Origin of the sequence: Microbacterium sp. UBA1612 (assembly GCF_002321605.1) — a bacterium.
GTDB classification, from domain to species: Bacteria; Actinomycetota; Actinomycetes; order Actinomycetales; family Microbacteriaceae; genus Microbacterium; species Microbacterium luteum.
In genome coordinates this window covers 261,024-277,354 of sequence record NZ_DCMW01000003.1, presented here as the reverse complement: position 1 = coordinate 277,354, position 16,331 = coordinate 261,024, and the positions used below count along the sequence as shown (strand labels likewise).

The following is a 16,331-nucleotide window of genomic DNA, read 5'->3' as shown; positions in this document are numbered from 1 at the left end:
CGACACAGGCGGGAGCTGTGTCAGGGCAGGAGCGAGATCGCTTCCCGCAGATCGATCGGGCCCACGACCAGATCCGCGTGAGCGCGCACGGTCGGCTTGGCGTTGAAGGCGACGCCGAGTCCCGCCACGCGCATCATCTCGAGGTCGTTCGCCCCGTCACCGATCGCGATCGTCTGCCGAAGCGGGATGTGCTCCTGATCGGCCCACTCGCGCACGGCGTCGGCCTTCGCCCGAGCATCGACGATCGGCCCGGAGACGCGGCCGGTGAGTGCTCCGTCGCGCTGGTCCAAGCGGTTCGCTCGCCACCGATCGACGCCCAGCGATGGGGCCACCGTGTCGAGGATCTCGTGGAACCCGCCGGACACCACCGCGGCGACGCCCCCGCGGCGATGGATCTCCGTGAGGAACTCCCGCACCCCCGGGGTCGGCTCGATGCGGGCGATGACCCGCTCGAAGGCCGACACCGAAACCCCCGCGAGGGCCTCGACGCGGGAGCGGAGGGAAGCGGCGAAATCAACCTCGCCGCGCATCGCTGCCTCGGTCGCCGCGGCGACTTCGGCGCCGCGGCCGGCTTCGTCGGCGAGCAACTCGATCACCTCGTTCCGGATGAGGGTCGAATCGGCGTCGAGCACGACGAGGAACGCGGGGGAGTCAGGCACCCTCACACGCTACTTGCGCTCAGGCCTCGACGTGCACGCCCTTGCCGACGATCGTGATGCCGGAATCGGTCACCGTGAAGCCGCGGGCCAGGTCGCGATCGCGATCGACGCCGATGGTCGCCCCGTCGGCGAGCACGACGTTCTTGTCGAGGATCGCCCGGTGGATCCGCGCCCCCTGTCCCACGCGCACGTGATCGAACAGCACCGCGTCCGTGATGGTGGACCCTCCGCCCGCGAGCGTCCATGGCCCCACGACGCTCCGCTCGATGTGCGTTCCCGACAGAACGGAGCCGAGCGAGACGATCGAGTCGATCGCGTTGCCGATGCGTCCGACGGAGTCGCGCACGAACTTCGCCGGCGGCGAGTTGACCGTCTGCGAGTGGATCGGCCACTCGGTGTTGTAGAGGTTGAAGATGGGCAGCGTCGAGATCAGGTCGCGGTGCGCATCGAAGAAGGAGTCGATGGTTCCGACGTCGCGCCAGTAGTAGCGGTCGCGATCCGTCGATCCGGGCACGTCGTTGCGCTTCATGTCGTAGACGCCCGCTTCGCCGCGACCGACGAAGTAGGGGACGATGTCGCCGCCCATGTCGTGATTCGAGGTGGGGATCTCACCGTCGGCCTCGACCGCCTCGATGAGGGCGTCGGTGTCGAAGATGTAGTTCCCCATGGACGCCAGCACCTCGTGGGGCGAATCGGCGAGGCCGATCGGATCGTGGGGCTTCTCCAGGAACTCCCGGATCCGTGACGGATCGTCGGGTTCGACGTCGATGACGCCGAACTGGTTCGCGAGCTCGATCGGCTGACGGATGCCCGCCACGGTGGCGCGCGCCCCCGACTCGATGTGCGCAGCCAGCATCTGCTGGAAGTCCATGCGGTAGACGTGGTCGGCGCCGATGACGACGACGATGTCGGGCTTCTCGTCGTTGATGAGATTCAGGCTCTGCAGGATGGCATCCGCCGACCCCGAGAACCACCGCTTGCCGAGTCGCTGCTGCGCCGGAACGCTCGTGACGTAGGAGCCGAGGAGCGCCGACATGCGCCACGTCTGCGAGATGTGACGGTCCAGGCTGTGCGACTTGTACTGCGTGAGCACGACGATCTGGCGCAGGCCGGAGTTGAGCAGGTTGGAGATCGCGAAGTCGATGAGTCGGTACTGACCGCCGAACGGCACCGCGGGCTTGGCCCGGTCCGCCGTCAGCGGCATGAGTCGCTTGCCCTCGCCGCCGGCGAGGATGATTCCGAAGACCTTCGGCGTCCGTGGCATGGCTCCACCCTAGGGTGCGCGCGAGCGTGCGGACCAGGGGTGGCGTGTGATTCGGACAGGGGTGTAACGGCTCACCCGCATGCACTAGCGTTCGACCCATGCGCGTGGACATCGTCAGCAAGGAGTACCCGCCCGAGATCTACGGCGGGGCGGGGGTGCACGTCACCGAGCTCGTCGCGGCGCTGCGCGGATCGATCGAGGTGCAGGTGCGTGCCTTCGGCGCGGACCGTGACGAGAAGGACACGACCTCGTATCGCGTGCCTGCCGAACTCGCCGGTGCGAACGGCGCCCTGCAGACGCTCGGCATCGACCTCGAGATCGTCGGCGACATCGGGGGAGCGGATGTGGTCCACAGCCACACCTGGTACGCGAATTTCGCCGGTCATCTCGCGTCGCTGCTGCACGGCATCCCGCACATCGTCACCGCGCACAGTCTCGAGCCGCTGCGCCCTTGGAAGGCGGAGCAGCTGGGCGGCGGCTACGCGGTGTCGAGCTTCATCGAGAGGACCGCCTACGAGGCGGCGGCGGCGATCGTCGCCGTGAGCGACGGCATGCGTCGGGACATCCTTCGCAGCTACCCGGCGCTCGATCCCGACAAGGTGCGGGTCATCTACAACGGAATCGACGTCGCCCAGTGGCGACCCGTGCGCGACGACGCGTTCCTGAGCACGGCAGGCATCGATCCGGACCGTCCGTCAGTGGTGTTCGTCGGTCGCATCACACGCCAGAAGGGGCTGCCCTATCTCCTTCGCGCCGTCGAGTCGCTGCCCGCCGACGTGCAGGTGGTCCTCTGCGCCGGCGCTCCCGACACGCCCCAGATCCTCGAGGAGGTCGAGGGACTCGTGCGCGGCCTGCAGGAGACCAGGGAGGGGGTCGTCTGGATCGATCGGCTCCTGCCACGCGACGAGCTCTGCACGATTCTCGCCGCTGCCACGACCTTCGTGTGCCCGTCGGTCTACGAGCCGCTCGGCATCGTCAACCTCGAGGCCATGGCATGCGGAGCGGCCGTCGTCGGTACGGCGACCGGCGGCATCCCCGAGGTCGTCGTCGACGGCGTCACGGGCCGTCTGGTGCCGATCGAGCAGGTGCAGGACGGCACGGGAACGCCGGTCGACCCCGACGCGTTCGTCGCGGATCTCGCTCGCGTGCTCACCGAGGTGGTGTCCGATCCCGCACGTGCCCGCGCGTACGGCGATGCGGGACGCCGCCGAGCCGCCGAGCATTTCAGCTGGGGCGCCATCGCCGAACAGACCGCCGCCCTGTACCGCGAAGTGGCCGCCGCCGGCCGATAGGCTGGGATGCATGCCGCAGGTGCTCGAATACTCCGACGTCGTCGTCCGCCGCAACGCCAGGGACATCATCGATCACCTCGATTGGTCGGTGAACGACGACGAGCGCTGGGTGATCCTCGGCCCCAACGGCGCCGGCAAGACCACGCTGCTGCAGATGGCGGACACCATGATGCACCCGACGTCGGGCACCGTCACGATCCTCGGTGAGCGGCTGGGGCGCAGCGACGTGTTCGAACTGCGGCCGCGCATCGGATTCGCCTCCTCCGCGGTGGCTCGTCGCGTGCCGCCGGAGGAGACGGTGCTGAACGTGGTGCTCACCGCGGCCTTCAGCGTGCTCGGGCGCTGGCGCGAGGACTACGAGGACATCGACGAGCGCCGTGCGCTGCGGGTGCTCGCCGAGTGGAAGCTCGACGAACTCGCCGACCGCACCTTCGGCACGCTCTCCGACGGCGAGCGCAAGCGCGTGTCGATCGCCCGGGCCGTGATGACCGACCCGGAGCTGCTGCTCCTGGACGAGCCGACCGCGAGCCTGGACCTCGGCGCACGGGAAGAGCTGCTCTCCCTTCTCGGCGGCTACGCACAGGCGCCGACGACGCCGGCCATGATCATGGTGACGCATCACGTGGAGGAGATCCCCGTGGGCTTCACACACGTGCTGCTGTTGCGCGACGGCCGTGTCGTCGGTGCCGGGCCCCTCGCCGACACCCTCACCTCCGCGGCTCTCACCGAGGCGTTCGGGGTCCCGATCGACCTCACCGAACACGACGGCCGCTACGCCGCCCGCGCGGCGCACTGACCTCGATTCCCGGCGCCGAGGCGATCCCTGGTAGACTCGTGCGCTGGTGCCGTTGCGCCTCGACTTTCACCGGTCCCTCAGAACCGAAGGGGCCCGACCCCTCAAGGAACGCCATGAAGACTGACATCCACCCCGACTACCAGGCGGTCGTTTTCCGCGACCTCGGCTCGGGCGAGACCTTCCTCACCCGTTCGACGGTGACCAGCGACAAGACCATGGAGCTCGACGGCGTCGAGTACCCGGTGATCGACGTCGAGATCTCGTCGTCCTCGCACCCGTTCTACACGGGCAAGCAGCGCATCATGGACTCGGCCGGTCGCGTCGAGAAGTTCAACCAGCGCTTCAAGAACTTCGGCTCCAAGTAAGCAGCCCGTTCACGACAGCCCCGCTTCGGCGGGGCTGTCGTCGTTGTGCGCACGGCGTCCCGCGTAGACTCGGCGGGTGTCCGCTCCGCACCCCTACGCCGCGCGTCTCGCGGCGATCCCGGTGCAGCGACACGAGACCGAGGTGCTGGGGTCGCCCACCGTCTGGTGGGAGTACGGCGACAGCGATGCCACGACGACCATCCTCGCCGTCCACGGATTCCGGGGCGAGCATCACGGTCTCGAACCGGTCGTGGCGTTCCTGCCGGGAGTGCGCTTCGTCATGCCGGATCTGCCGGGCTTCGGAGAGACACCTTCGATCCCGGGCCTCACGCACGACATCGACACCTACACGCGGTGGTTGATCGCCTTCGCAGCGGCGGTCGCACCCGGCGCGGTCGTCCTGGGGCACTCCTTCGGCTCGATCATCGCCGCCTCCGCGGTGGCAGACGGGCTGGCGACCCCGCGGCTCGTCCTGGTGAACCCGATCGGCGCGCCCGCGCTCGAGGGGCCCCGCGGCATCCTCACCCGCCTTGCCGTGCTGTACTACCGGGCCGGCGCGGCCCTTCCTCGACCGCTGGGGGAGGCGCTGCTCCGCAACGGCGTCATCGTGCGGGTGATGAGCGTGTCGATGGCCAAGACGAAGGATGCGGAGGTGCGTCGGTTCGTGCACGACCAGCACGACACCTACTTCTCCCGATTCGCCGACCGCGACGTGCTCCATGACGCATTCGTCGCCTCCGTCTCGCACGACGTGCGGGAATTCGCCCCGCGCATCACGGTGCCGACGCTCCTGATCGCCGCTGACAGGGATGACATCACCCCGATCGAGGCCGAGCGCCTGCTCGCGGCCACGTTCGCGGAGTCGACGCTCGTGGAGATTCCCGACGTCGGGCATCTCATCCACTACGAGACGCCCCAGGCGGCGGCGGCGGCCATCGAGGCTTTCCTCGCCGCGTGAGCGTCTTCCGCGCGGCTCAGGCTTCGCGGGTGGCGAGATCGATCAAGGGCGCCACGCGGTACCCGATGACCTCTCCCATGATGAGAGAGGTCTCGGTGCGCTCCACACCGTCGATGGCCAGGATGCGGCCATCCGTGTCGAAGAGGTGCTGGGTGTCGCGACATGCGACGCGTACGAGCAGATCGACCTGACCGCTCAATCCGTCCGCCTGAACGACCTCGGGAACGCGGGCCAGTTCCGCGCGGATGCGGGGCAGGTCCGCCTGCCGCACCATGACACTGATGAACGCCTCGATCGGGAAGCCGAGGGCCGATGCCGAGATCGCGCGCTCGTAGGACAGGAACACACCGGAACGGTCGAGTCTGGCCATGCGTGCCTGGACCGTGTTGCGCGAGAGGCCGAGTCGTTCGGCGAGGGCGACGACCGTCGCGCGGGGGTCGGCGGACAGGGCCGAGAGCAGTTCCAGATCGGTGCGGTCCAGAGTGGTCATAGTGCGAGACATTAGCACGCATGACGGGGGTGGATGTACGCAACATGCTCATGGTGCGGGCGCATGCTTGAGCTAGGTGTTATACCGCCGTATCGTCGGCAGCACCGGCGAGGATGCCGGCCGACGCGGCGGGTTCGGCCTCACGAGGGCAGGACCGCCGGAAGGGATGACGACGATGCACACCCTGAATCCGACCGCTGATCCCGCGACCGACATCGACGAGGTCGCCCGTCTGATCCGCGCTGACGGCACTCGCGTCTGCGACGGTGAACTCGATCCCTGGGTCGACGACGTCGATCATGCGTTCCTGCGGGACCTGTACCGGGACATGTCGCTCGTCCGGCGCGTCGACACCGAGGGGGTCGCGCTGCAACGTCAGGGTCAGCTGGGCCTCTGGGCACCCTGCCGAGGGCAGGAGGCGGCGCAGGTCGGCACCGCTCGCGCCCTGCGGCCTGACGACTTCGTGTTCCCCAGCTACCGCGAGCTCGGGGTCGGGCTCGTGCGCGGCGCGGAGCCCGCGGATGTCGTGCTCTCCTGGCGTGGTGAGGTCCACGCGACCTACGATCCGCAGCGCATGCGCACCGCGCCCCCGCAGATCATCATCGGGGCGCAGTCGCTGCACGCGGTGGGGTACGCGATGGGCATCCAGCGCGACCGCGGCGGGGAGATCGCCGTGGCCTACTTCGGCGACGGCGCCACGAGCCAGGGCGACGTCAACGAGGCGATGGTCTTCGCGTCGTCCTTCGCTGCTCCGGTCGTCTTCGTGTGCTCCAACAATCAGTGGGCGATCTCGGAGCCGGTCACGGTGCAGGCGAGGTTCCCGATCGCCGGGCGCGCGCCCGGCTTCGGCATCCCGAGCATGCGGATCGACGGAAACGACGTCCTCGCGTGTCTGGCCGCCATGCGGTGGGCAGCCGATCATGCGCGCTCCGGAGCGGGCCCCGCCTTCCTCGAGGCCGTGACGTATCGCATGGGGCCTCATACGACCTCCGACGATCCGACGCGCTATCGCGCTCCGGAAGACCTCGAGGCGTGGGCGCAGCGCGACCCGATCATGCGGCTGGAGGCGCTCCTGAAGGCCGAGGACGCGTGGGACGACGCCTTCGAAGCCGGCGTGGCGGACCGGGCGGATGAGCTCGCGGCAGCGGTTCGGGACGCGGCACTCCACGCGCGCTCGCGGGAGCCGCTCGCGGTGTTCGACGACGTCTACGCCGAGCCGCACACCGCGCTCGCGGCACAACGTCGCCGGTTCGGGGCGTACCTCGACGGATTCGCCGACGACGAGGAGGACGCGCGATGAGCCGGTTGACGATGGCTGCAGCGCTCGGCCACGGTCTGCGCAGAGCGATGCGCGACGACGAGCGCGTCGTGCTGATGGGGGAGGACATCGGGCGTCTGGGCGGCGTCTTCCGCGTCACGGACGGGCTCCTCGACGAGTTCGGGCCGGCGCGCGTCGTCGACACCCCTCTCGCGGAGGCGGGCATCGTGGGCACCGCGGTGGGGCTGGCCTACCGCGGATTCCGACCCGTGGTCGAGATCCAGTTCGACGGGTTCGTCTACCCGGCCTTCGACCAGATCGTGTGTCAGGTGGCGAAGCTCCACTATCGCACGCAAGGACGCGTGCGCATGCCGCTCACCATCCGCATCCCCTGGGCGGGAGGGGTGGGGGCTGCGGAGCACCACTCCGAGTCGCCGGAGGCCTACTTCGTGCACACGTCCGGCCTTCGGGTGATCGCGGTGTCGCAGCCGCAGGATGCGTACGTCATGCTCCGGCAGGCGATCGCGTGCGACGATCCGGTCGTCTTCTTCGAGCCGAAACGGCTCTACCACCGCAAGGGCGACGTCGACCTCGACGTCGATCTCGCCGACGCCTCGCCGATGGGCCTTGCGCGTGTCGCCCGCCCCGGACATGATGTGACGCTGGTCACGTACGGGGCCCAGGTGACGACCGCGCTCGATGCCGCGGCCGCCGCCGAGGAGGACGGCGTGTCGATCGAGGTCATCGATCTGCGCTCCCTGTCACCCGTGGACTACCGCACGCTCGCGGCATCGGTGCGACGTACCGGCCGGGTCGTCGTCACCCACGAGGCCGGCGGTGAGGCCGGGATGGCGGCCGAGGTCATCACCAGCCTCGTCGAGCGATGCTTCCACTACCTCGAGGCGCCGCCGGAACGGGTGACCGGGCACGACATCCCCTACCCGCCGGCGAAGCTCGAAGCACTGCACCTGCCCGATCTGGATCGGATCCTCGATGCGGTGGACCGGGTGCTGGGACGACCCGCGAGCCCGACGGGGTTCGAGGACGAGGTGGCCATCCCGGAGGCGGAGGAGGCGGTTCGATGAGCGAGGACTTCCGACTCCCGGACCTGGGCGAGGGGCTGCCGGAGGCCGAGATCGTGCAGTGGCACGTCGCCGAGGGCGACACGGTGTCGCTGAATCAGACGCTCGCCGAGGTCGAGACGGCCAAGGCCGTCGTGGAGATCCCCTCGCCCTTCGCCGGGGTGGTCAGGACACTGCACGCGGCGCCGGGCGACGTCGTCGACGTGGGTGCCGTCCTGGTGAGCGTCGACACCGCTGCTGCGTCGGGCGACGCCGGAGGAGACGGGACCGGCGGAGCGGGCGGGGGCCAAGGGGATGCCGTCGAGGTCGCTGCGACCCGGGAGGCGGAGGATGAGCCCGTGCCGGCAAACCTCGTCGGCTACGGAGCGGCCGTCGGCACACCCGCACGGCGACGTCGTCGCCGCGCCGCGGCCCGGGAATCGAGCGCCTGCGCCGACACGGCGATGCTCGAGGCCGCACCTCATGACGCGATCCGTCTGACCGACACGGCCGCCGACATCCTCGCCGAGCGACCGCGGTCCACTCCACCGGTGCGGAAGCTGGCCAAGGAGCTCGGCGTGGATATCGCCCTGATCACGCCCGCGGGTCCCGACGGGCTCATCACGCGTCGAGACGTCGAAGACGTCGCCGGACGGGGACGCACGCCGGCAGCCTCGCGCGAGCGCGCCCCCTCGCAGGAACCGGCTGGCGAGCGGGAAACGCGCGTACCGGTCCGCGGCGTGCGTCGGCGCACCGCGGAGGCGATGGTCGCCAGCGCCTTCACGGCGCCGCACGCCACCACGTTCCTGACGGTGGACGCGACCGAGACGATGGAATTCATCGCGCGCGTCCGGGGGGATGCGGCGCCTGCCCGGATCGGTGTGCTGGCCGTGGCCGCCAAGGCCGTCTGTCTGTCGCTCCGGCGCCACTCGTCGCTCAACGCGCGGTGGCACGAGCGCGCCGGCGAGATCGTGGAGTTCGGCTATGTGAACCTCGGGATCGCCGCCGCGACCCCGCGCGGTCTTCTCGTGCCGCGCATCGCGGATGCCGACGCGATGACGCTCGCAGAACTCGCGACCGAGCTCTCCGCCCTCACCGAGCGTGCCCGGTCGGGGCGGTCGACGCCCGCCGAACTCACCGGCAGCACGTTCTCGATCACCAACGTCGGCGTGTTCGGCGTCGATGCCGGAACGCCCATCCTCAATCCGGGGGAGGCCGGCATCCTCGCCCTGGGTGCGGTCCGGCGCATGCCGTGGGAGCACGAAGGCGCGATCGCACTGCGGAGTGTCGTCACCTTGAGTCTGTCCTTCGACCATCGCGTCGTCGACGGCGAACAGGCTGCGTCGTTCCTGCGGGACGTGGGCGCGCTGCTGGCTGACCCTGCACGCGCGATGCTCCTGGCGTGAGCGCCCGATCAGGCGTCGGCATCCGCGGTGAGGGCCGCCAGCGCCATCGCCTCCAGGACCGGCGCGGCTGGGCCGTCCGGGACACTCCAGCGAACGCCGCGCACGCTGTGCGGTGTGGAGTTGATGAGACCGAAGCAGGCGTAGACGCGCACGCGCAGCTCGGCCGGCTCCGCGTGCGGCAGCAGCGCGCCGAGGGTGTCCGTCCAGATGGCGACGTAGTCCCGCTGGAGACGCCGTACCGTCCGGGCGTCGCCATCGGAGAGATTGGCGAGATCGCGGTCCTGCACGCGGATGACGTCGGCTTCGGACAGGGCGAAGGCGACATGAAAGCGCGCGAGAGCGACCAGGCGGTCGGCGGCCGTGTCGTGCGCGGCGGCGACCTCCGTCCCACCCGCGTGCAGTCGCTCGCTGACGCCGACGAGGATGGCCGCCAGGAGAGCCTGCTTGCCCGAGAAGTGCCGGTAGACGGCCGGTCCCGACACGCCGACGGCGGCGCCGAGGTCCTCCAGACTCACGCCGCTGAACCCGCGATCGGCGAACAGTCGTGCGGCCTCGCGGAGCAGCGCGTCATGGCGATCCGCCTTGGCGCGCTCACGATCCGTGGCGCTCCTTGTCATCTCAGTTAATCCTCGCTAACGTGGTGCTCAGTTAGTCAGCGCTAACTGTGATGTGAACACTAGCCAACGCTCGTCATCGGCGACAACGTGCGTGACGAGATCGTGACGTCGAAGGAGACGGGCATGGAGGCATCCTCGGTCCAGGCGCCCCGCGCCCAGGCGTCGTCGGGTCAGGCGGAGCTCGCGGACCGGCTGCGCCGGCGGCTGTCCGAGGTGGCGCGCGGCGGCCCGGACGCGGCGCGCGAGCGACACGTCTCACGCGGGAAGCTGCTGCCGCGCGAGCGCATCCGGCGCCTGCTGGACCTCGGCAGCCCGTTCCTGGAAGTGGCGCCGCTGGCGGCGGACGGACTGTACGACGGCGTCGCGCCGGCCGCGGGCGTGGTCGCCGGGATCGGGCTCGTCCACGGTCGCCACGTCATGGTCGTCTGCAACGACCCGACCGTGAAGGGCGGCGCCTACTTCCCGATGACGGTGAAGAAGCATCTGCGCGCACAGGAGATAGCGGGGGAGAACAGACTGCCGTGCATCTACCTCGTCGACTCCGGCGGCGCATACCTGCCGATGCAGGATGAGGTCTTTCCCGATCGCGACCACTTCGGGCGCATCTTCTACACCCAGGCTCGACTGTCGGCCGCCGGCATCCCGCAGATCTCCGCCGTTCTCGGCTCGTGTACCGCCGGCGGTGCCTATGTGCCCGCGATGAGCGACGAGACGGTGATCGTGCGAGACCAGGGCACGATCTTCCTCGGCGGTCCACCTCTGGTCAAGGCGGCGATCGGCGAGGTGGTGACCGCCGAGGACCTCGGCGGGGGCCGACTCCACGCCGAGCGCTCCGGGGTGGTGGACCACCTCGCCGACGACGATGATCACGCCCTTCAGATCGTGCGCGACATCGTCTCGACCCTTCCCGCCCCGCCGCGCACGGAGGCGGTCGTCGTGCGTGACCCCGGTCGGCCGGCGACCGACCTCTACGACCTGGTCCCTCTCGACGTCAATCGGCCCTACGACGTCCGCGATGTCATCGCGTGTCTGATCGACGGCGAGGACTTCCACGAGTTCAAGAGTCGCTACGGCACCACACTCGTCACGGGCTTCGCGCGCATCCACGGTCATCTCGTGGGAATCGTCGCCAACAACGGCGTCCTCTTCAGCGAGTCCTCCCTGAAGGGCGCGCACTTCATCGAGCTGTGCGACCAGCGTGGTGTTCCGCTGGTGTTCCTGCAGAACATCTCCGGGTTCATGGTCGGCAGCGACGCCGAGGCCGGGGGGATCGCGAAGGACGGCGCGAAGATGGTCACCGCCGTCGCCACGACCCGCGTTCCGAAGCTGACCGTCGTGATCGGCGGATCATTCGGTGCGGGCAACTACTCCATGTGCGGACGCGCCTCCTCACCGCGCTTCCTCTGGTCCTGGCCCGGCAGTCGCATCTCGGTGATGGGCGGGCGTCAGGCCGCGGCGGTGCTCGCCACCGTGCGCGAGGATGCGATGGTGGTGCGCGGCGAGGAGTGGACGACAGACGAACGGGAGGCCTTCGAGGCCCCGATCCGATCCCGCTACGAGGAGCAGGGCGATCCGTACTATGCCACGGCCCGACTCTGGGACGACGGCATCATCGACCCCGTCGACACACGCGATGTGCTGGGGCTGGCGCTCGACGTCGTCACCCGCGTTCCCCTGGCCGAGCCACGACTCGGACTGTTCCGGATGTGACATGAACGAGAGTCCCTTCGCCACCGTGCTCGTCGCCAACCGCGGCGAGATCGCCCGACGTGTCATCCGCACGCTGCACAGACGCGGAATCCGCAGCGTCGCGGTCTACAGCGACGCCGACGCCGACGCCCCCCACGTGAGGGAAGCCGACGAGGCGGTCGGGATCGGCCCGGCGCCGGCGATCGCCAGCTACCTCGACGGTGACGCGATCATCCGCGCCGCGCGTCGGACCGGCGCGGAGGCCATCCACCCCGGCTACGGATTCCTGTCGGAGAATGCGGGGTTCGCGCGGGCGTGTCACGCGGCAGGGATCGTCTTCATCGGTCCGGGCGATCGCGCTCTGGAGGTGATGGGCGACAAGATCCGCGCGAAAGCTCACGTCGCCGCGCATGGGGTGCCGGTGCTGCCCGGCTTCAAGGTCGGAGCCAGCACGGAGGGGGAGATCTTCCGTCAGGCCCAGGAGATCGGATACCCGCTGCTCGTGAAGCCCTCCGCCGGCGGTGGAGGCAAGGGCATGCAGGTGGTCCACGAGCAGGACGGGCTGCTCGACGCCATCGCCTCCGCGCGGCGTATCGCCCGCGCGTCGTTCGCGGACGACGCCCTCCTGATCGAACGACTCGTCGAGGCGCCGCGGCACATCGAAGTGCAGATCATGGCCGACGCGCACGGCGGGGTGATCCACCTCGGCGAACGCGAGTGCACGCTGCAGCGGCGGCATCAGAAGGTCATCGAGGAGGCGCCCTCGCCCGCGATCGACGATGAGACGCGCGCCCGGATCGGCGAGAGCGCGTGCGCGGCCGCGAGATCGGTGGACTACCGGGGTGCGGGCACGGTCGAATTCCTCGTGGCGGCGGATCGCCCGGACGAGTACTTCTTCATCGAGATGAACACGCGGCTTCAGGTCGAGCACCCCGTCACCGAGATGATCACCGGGCGCGACCTCGTCGCCATGCAGCTGGATGTCGCCGCGGGGGGACGGCTGCCGATCGCCCAGGCCGACGTGCGCCTGGACGGTCACGCCGTCGAAGCACGGGTCTACGCGGAGAGCCCGACGCGGGGGTTCCTCCCCGAGACCGGTGAGATCGCGATGTGGCGGGCGGCGCCGGGGGTGCGCACAGATGCTGCTGTGGAGACGGGTGCCACCGTGACGGAGCACTACGACCCGCTGATCGCGAAGGTGATCAGTCACGCGTCCACACGGGAGGATGCGTGGGACGCTCTGGACCGGGCCCTCGCGGAAACGATCGTGCTCGGCGTCGACACGAACATCTCCTTCCTTCGCGCTCTCGCGCGTGACGCGGATGTGCGCGCCGGTCGCCTCGACACCGGACTCATCGGACGACGTCAGATCCCCCGAGCGACCCGACCCGACGCGGACGACCTCGCCCGGTGGGCGGCCGCGGAGCTGGGCCGGCATCCTGCGCCCGCGACCGGCTCGCCGTGGGGCCGCCGGGACGGATGGCGCCTGTCCGGCGCCGACGGCGCCCGCATCCCCTTCCTCGTCGAGGACGACATCGAGGAGGCCGCAGCGGATGACGCCGCGGCTGCCGACGCGATCGTGGCACGCGCCAGCGACGGCACCTGGTGGGCGCATCGACGCGGCGAGACGGTGTCGGCGAGGCCGCTCACCCGCAACGAGGTCGCACGGCGCCGGCGCGCGGCGTCCGGCGGGAGCACCGGCGTCGACGCCCTCGATGCCGTCGCGCCGATGCCGGGCTCGGTCGTGGCGGTCCACGTCACTGACGATGAACAGGTCGCCGCCGGTGCGGTGCTGGTGACGATCGAAGCCATGAAGATGGAGCACCCGGTGCTCGCGCCGCGTGCCGGGCGAGCGCGGCTGCGCGTCGCCATGGGCGATCACGTGCGCCGCGGCGACGTGGTCGTCGACGTGGCCGGACCGACCGACGCATGACGCGGTCGCGTGCTCAGCGGAGGGAGAGGGAGACATGGAACATCACGGGTTGAGCGACGAGGAGCGCGAGCTCGCACGGTTGGTGCGGGAGTTCGCCGAGGACGTCGTCGCGCCCCAGTCCTACGAAGCGGACCGCACCCGGACGCTGTCCATGGACGTGGTCGCACAGATGGGCGAACTCGGCCTGTTCGGACTGCCGTTCCCGGAGGACGTCGGCGGGCAGGGCGGCGACCTCGTCGCGCTGTGCCTGGCCGTGGAGGCCCTCGCGCGCGTCGACCAGTCCATTGCCATCACCCTCGAGGCGGCGGTGAGCCTGGGCGCGATGCCCGTGCACCGCTTCGGCTCGGAGGAGCAGCGACAGGAGCTGCTGCCCGACCTCGTCGCGGGGCGAGCCCTGGCCGGGTTCGGCCTGACCGAACCCGAGGCGGGATCCGACGCGGGCGCCACGCGCACCACGGCTCGCCTCGAGGGTGACGAGTGGGTCATCGACGGCGCGAAGCAGTTCATCACGAACTCCGGCACGCCGATCACGCGTTTCGTCACGGTGACCGCCGTCACGGGTGAGCGCGACGGCCGAAAGGAGATCTCGACGCTCATCGTGCCCAGCGGAACACCGGGCTTCACCGTCGGACCGGCTTACGACAAAGTGGGTTGGCATGCTTCCGACACGCACCCGCTCGTCTTCGACGGGGTGCGTGTGCCGGAGCAGAACCTGCTGGGCGAGCGCGGACGCGGGTTCGCCGCCTTCCTGAACATCCTCGACGAAGGGCGGATCGCGATCGCGGCGCTGGCCACCGGGGCCGCCGAAGGGTGCCTGGAGGAGGCGATCGCCTACGCGCGGCAGCGCGTCGTGTTCGGAGAGCGTCTGGCCTCGCGTCAGAGCATCCAGTTCACGATCGCGCGCATGCAGGCGCGCGTGCACACCGCGCGCCTGGCATGGCACCACGCGGCCCGGCTGTGCGGCGCGGGTCAGCCGTTCACGGCCGAGGCGGCGATCGCGAAGCTCACCGCCGGGGAGGCGGCGATGGACAACGCCCGCGACGCCACGCAGATCTTCGGGGGCAACGGCTTCATGAACGAGTTCCCCGTCGCGCGGCACTACCGCGACGCGAAGATCCTCGAGATCGGCGAGGGCACCACCGAGGTGCAGTTGCTGGTGATCTCGCGGGCGCTCGGACTCGCGGGGTAGCGTGGCCGCGATGGATGCCGCCGACGCTCGTTCCTCCCACCCGCCGTCCGACCACGTGGTCGAGCAGCGCGGTCTCTACGCCGACGAGCTCGTGGTCGGCGCGCGATACCGGCACCGACCGGGCCGGACGGCGACCGAGACCGACAACACCCTCTTCTCCGCTCTGACGATGAACACTCAGGCGCTGCACCTGGATGCCGCCTACGCTGCGACGCAGCCGTTCGGCGAGCGGCTGGTCAATTCGATGTGGACCCTCGCCACGATGGTGGGGGCCTCGGTGACCCAGATCACGCAGGGCACGCTCGTCGCGCAGCTCGGACTCACCGACGTCACGTTTCCGGCCCCGCTGCACCACGGTGACACGCTCTACACCGAGACGGAGATCCTCGCGGTCAGACCATCCGCGTCGCGGCCGGGACAGGGCGTGGTGACGATGCGTCACACCGGACGCAACCAGCGCGACGACGTGGTCGCCACGGCGACGCGCACGGCACTGATGTGGTTCGCACCCGATCCGGAAGGGGAGTCATGACCGACGCACCGTGGGGACCGGCTCTGCTCTTCTGCCCCGCCGACAGGCCCGAACGCTTCGCCACCGCGGCGGCTCGCGCGGATGCGGTGATCATCGACCTGGAGGACGCGGTCGCCTCAGGGGCGAAGACGGGTGCACGCGGCGCCCTCATCGAGGCCGAGCTCGACCCCGATCGCGTCATCGTGAGGGTCAATGCCACGGGCACGGCGGACTTCGTGGCGGACATGGCGACTCTCTCGCAGACCGATTTCCGGACGATCATGGTCGCCAAGGCGGAAGATCCGCGCCAGCTCGCGAGAATCGACGCGCGATTCCGGGTGATCGCACTGTGCGAGACGGCCACCGGAATCGTCGCCGCCGAGGCGTTGGCGTCGCTGCCGAACGTCTCCGGCCTGATGTGGGGCGCCGAAGACCTCGTCGCCAGCCTCGGGGGCACCTCCAGCCGGAAGAAGAACGGACGCTACCGTGACATCGCACGCACAGCGCGCGCCCGGGTCCTCCTGGCGGCGGGGGCCCACGGCGGGATCGCGGTGGACGCGGTGCACCTCGACATCGCCGACACGAAGGGTCTCGCACGCGAAGCGGTCGACGCGGCCGCCTCCGGCTTCTCGGCGACCGCCTGCATCCATCCGTCGCAGGTCGAAGTCATCCGCCGTTCCTATGCGCCCGGTGCCGATGAGACGACGTGGGCGCGGGCGGTCCTCGCGGCGGCCGAAGGGGAGCGGGGTGTCTTCACCTTCCGCGGACGGATGGTCGACGAGCCCGTGCTTCGGCATGCGCGATCGATCGTTCGACGCGCGGAGGTCGCCCCCGGCGCGTGAG

16 protein-coding genes are annotated in these 16,331 nt (G+C 70.0%); 12 read left to right on the top strand and 4 right to left on the bottom strand.

Annotated elements, in window-relative coordinates; translation table 11 throughout:
• Positions 1 to 20: 20 nt before the first annotated feature.
• Positions 21 to 659, bottom strand: coding sequence for a phosphoserine phosphatase SerB (gene serB, locus B3S45_RS01880; RefSeq protein ID WP_071043565.1), 639 nt, complete (start codon positions 657 to 659; stop codon positions 21 to 23).
• 19 nt (positions 660 to 678) lie between these two features.
• Positions 679 to 1,923: a glucose-1-phosphate adenylyltransferase gene (locus B3S45_RS01875; RefSeq protein WP_071043564.1), complete on the bottom strand. Its 1,245-nt coding sequence runs from the start codon at positions 1,921 to 1,923 to the stop codon at positions 679 to 681.
• Positions 1,924 to 2,021: 98 nt separating this feature from the next.
• On the opposite strand from B3S45_RS01875, the gene glgA reads away from it, so the two are divergent.
• The 4 genes from glgA (at position 2,022) to B3S45_RS01855 (ending at position 5,334) form a co-directional block, all read left to right on the top strand.
• Complete coding sequence (glgA, locus tag B3S45_RS01870; protein ID WP_071043563.1) at positions 2,022 to 3,215, top strand: glycogen synthase; 1,194 nt, start codon at positions 2,022 to 2,024, stop codon at positions 3,213 to 3,215.
• Between the two features lie 10 nt (positions 3,216 to 3,225).
• A complete protein-coding gene (locus B3S45_RS01865; RefSeq protein WP_286717069.1) occupies positions 3,226 to 4,011 on the top strand; it encodes an ABC transporter ATP-binding protein in 786 nt (261 codons plus the stop codon).
• Between the two features lie 113 nt (positions 4,012 to 4,124).
• On the top strand, positions 4,125 to 4,376 hold the full coding sequence (locus tag B3S45_RS01860) for a type B 50S ribosomal protein L31 (protein ID WP_071043561.1): 252 nt from the start codon (positions 4,125 to 4,127) through the stop codon (positions 4,374 to 4,376).
• A gap of 76 nt (positions 4,377 to 4,452) precedes the next feature.
• Entirely contained in the window at positions 4,453 to 5,334 is an 882-nt protein-coding gene (locus B3S45_RS01855) for an alpha/beta fold hydrolase (RefSeq protein ID WP_194383184.1), read from the top strand.
• Between the two features lie 16 nt (positions 5,335 to 5,350).
• On the opposite strand, the gene B3S45_RS01850 is transcribed toward B3S45_RS01855, so the two are convergent.
• Positions 5,351 to 5,824 (bottom strand): Lrp/AsnC family transcriptional regulator, encoded by a 474-nt coding sequence (locus B3S45_RS01850; protein WP_194383183.1) that lies wholly within the window; start codon positions 5,822 to 5,824, stop codon positions 5,351 to 5,353.
• A 166-nt stretch (positions 5,825 to 5,990) separates the two neighbouring features.
• On the opposite strand from B3S45_RS01850, the gene pdhA reads away from it, so the two are divergent.
• Genes pdhA through B3S45_RS01835 form a run of 3 tightly spaced genes read left to right on the top strand, consistent with a single transcriptional unit; the run spans position 5,991 to position 9,549 of the window.
• Positions 5,991 to 7,124, top strand: coding sequence for a pyruvate dehydrogenase (acetyl-transferring) E1 component subunit alpha (gene pdhA / locus B3S45_RS01845; RefSeq protein WP_071043558.1), 1,134 nt, complete (start codon positions 5,991 to 5,993; stop codon positions 7,122 to 7,124).
• Positions 7,121 to 8,167: an alpha-ketoacid dehydrogenase subunit beta gene (locus B3S45_RS01840; protein ID WP_071043557.1), complete on the top strand. Its 1,047-nt coding sequence runs from the start codon at positions 7,121 to 7,123 to the stop codon at positions 8,165 to 8,167. Before pdhA ends, B3S45_RS01840 begins: the two co-directional genes overlap by 4 nt.
• On the top strand, positions 8,164 to 9,549 hold the full coding sequence (locus tag B3S45_RS01835; protein WP_286717066.1) for a dihydrolipoamide acetyltransferase family protein: 1,386 nt from the start codon (positions 8,164 to 8,166) through the stop codon (positions 9,547 to 9,549). Before B3S45_RS01840 ends, B3S45_RS01835 begins: the two co-directional genes overlap by 4 nt.
• Before the next feature lie 8 nt (positions 9,550 to 9,557).
• On the opposite strand, the gene B3S45_RS01830 is transcribed toward B3S45_RS01835, so the two are convergent.
• The gene (locus B3S45_RS01830) at positions 9,558 to 10,166 is read right to left on the bottom strand and encodes a TetR/AcrR family transcriptional regulator (RefSeq protein WP_071043555.1); all 609 of its coding nucleotides are present in this window, start codon (positions 10,164 to 10,166) and stop codon (positions 9,558 to 9,560) included.
• A gap of 123 nt (positions 10,167 to 10,289) precedes the next feature.
• Here B3S45_RS01830 and B3S45_RS01825 point away from each other — a divergent pair, with 123 nt between their 5' ends.
• The 5 genes from B3S45_RS01825 to B3S45_RS01805 are packed head-to-tail and all read left to right on the top strand — an operon-like array spanning position 10,290 to position 16,330.
• Positions 10,290 to 11,876, top strand: a complete 1,587-nt coding sequence (locus tag B3S45_RS01825) for a carboxyl transferase domain-containing protein (protein WP_286717065.1) — start codon at positions 10,290 to 10,292, stop codon at positions 11,874 to 11,876.
• A 1-nt stretch (position 11,877) separates the two neighbouring features.
• A complete protein-coding gene (locus B3S45_RS01820; protein WP_286717064.1) occupies positions 11,878 to 13,788 on the top strand; it encodes an acetyl/propionyl/methylcrotonyl-CoA carboxylase subunit alpha in 1,911 nt (636 codons plus the stop codon).
• A gap of 34 nt (positions 13,789 to 13,822) precedes the next feature.
• Positions 13,823 to 14,977: an acyl-CoA dehydrogenase family protein gene (locus B3S45_RS01815; protein ID WP_286717062.1), complete on the top strand. Its 1,155-nt coding sequence runs from the start codon at positions 13,823 to 13,825 to the stop codon at positions 14,975 to 14,977.
• Positions 14,978 to 14,987: 10 nt separating this feature from the next.
• Positions 14,988 to 15,509, top strand: coding sequence for a MaoC family dehydratase (locus tag B3S45_RS01810; RefSeq protein ID WP_071043747.1), 522 nt, complete (start codon positions 14,988 to 14,990; stop codon positions 15,507 to 15,509).
• Positions 15,506 to 16,330, top strand: coding sequence for an HpcH/HpaI aldolase/citrate lyase family protein (locus B3S45_RS01805; RefSeq protein ID WP_071043553.1), 825 nt, complete (start codon positions 15,506 to 15,508; stop codon positions 16,328 to 16,330). Before B3S45_RS01810 ends, B3S45_RS01805 begins: the two co-directional genes overlap by 4 nt.
• The last annotated feature ends 1 nt before the right edge of the window (position 16,331 follow it).

Bases quoted from the DNA above. Each gene is read 5' to 3' on its own strand.
- B3S45_RS01875 (WP_071043564.1), bottom strand. From the start codon at position 1,923: ATGCCACGGACGCCGAAGGTCTTCGGAATCATCCTCGCCGGCGGCGAG.
- glgA (WP_071043563.1), top strand. From the start codon at position 2,022: ATGCGCGTGGACATCGTCAGCAAGGAGTACCCGCCCGAGATCTACGGC.
- B3S45_RS01865 (WP_286717069.1), top strand. From the start codon at position 3,226: ATGCCGCAGGTGCTCGAATACTCCGACGTCGTCGTCCGCCGCAACGCC.
- B3S45_RS01860 (WP_071043561.1), top strand. From the start codon at position 4,125: ATGAAGACTGACATCCACCCCGACTACCAGGCGGTCGTTTTCCGCGAC.
- B3S45_RS01850 (WP_194383183.1), bottom strand. From the start codon at position 5,824: ATGACCACTCTGGACCGCACCGATCTGGAACTGCTCTCGGCCCTGTCC.
- pdhA (WP_071043558.1), top strand. From the start codon at position 5,991: ATGACGACGATGCACACCCTGAATCCGACCGCTGATCCCGCGACCGAC.
- B3S45_RS01840 (WP_071043557.1), top strand. From the start codon at position 7,121: ATGAGCCGGTTGACGATGGCTGCAGCGCTCGGCCACGGTCTGCGCAGA.
- B3S45_RS01835 (WP_286717066.1), top strand. From the start codon at position 8,164: ATGAGCGAGGACTTCCGACTCCCGGACCTGGGCGAGGGGCTGCCGGAG.
- B3S45_RS01830 (WP_071043555.1), bottom strand. From the start codon at position 10,166: ATGACAAGGAGCGCCACGGATCGTGAGCGCGCCAAGGCGGATCGCCAT.
- B3S45_RS01825 (WP_286717065.1), top strand. From the start codon at position 10,290: ATGGAGGCATCCTCGGTCCAGGCGCCCCGCGCCCAGGCGTCGTCGGGT.
- B3S45_RS01820 (WP_286717064.1), top strand. From the start codon at position 11,878: ATGAACGAGAGTCCCTTCGCCACCGTGCTCGTCGCCAACCGCGGCGAG.
- B3S45_RS01815 (WP_286717062.1), top strand. From the start codon at position 13,823: ATGGAACATCACGGGTTGAGCGACGAGGAGCGCGAGCTCGCACGGTTG.
- B3S45_RS01810 (WP_071043747.1), top strand. From the start codon at position 14,988: ATGGATGCCGCCGACGCTCGTTCCTCCCACCCGCCGTCCGACCACGTG.
- B3S45_RS01805 (WP_071043553.1), top strand. From the start codon at position 15,506: ATGACCGACGCACCGTGGGGACCGGCTCTGCTCTTCTGCCCCGCCGAC.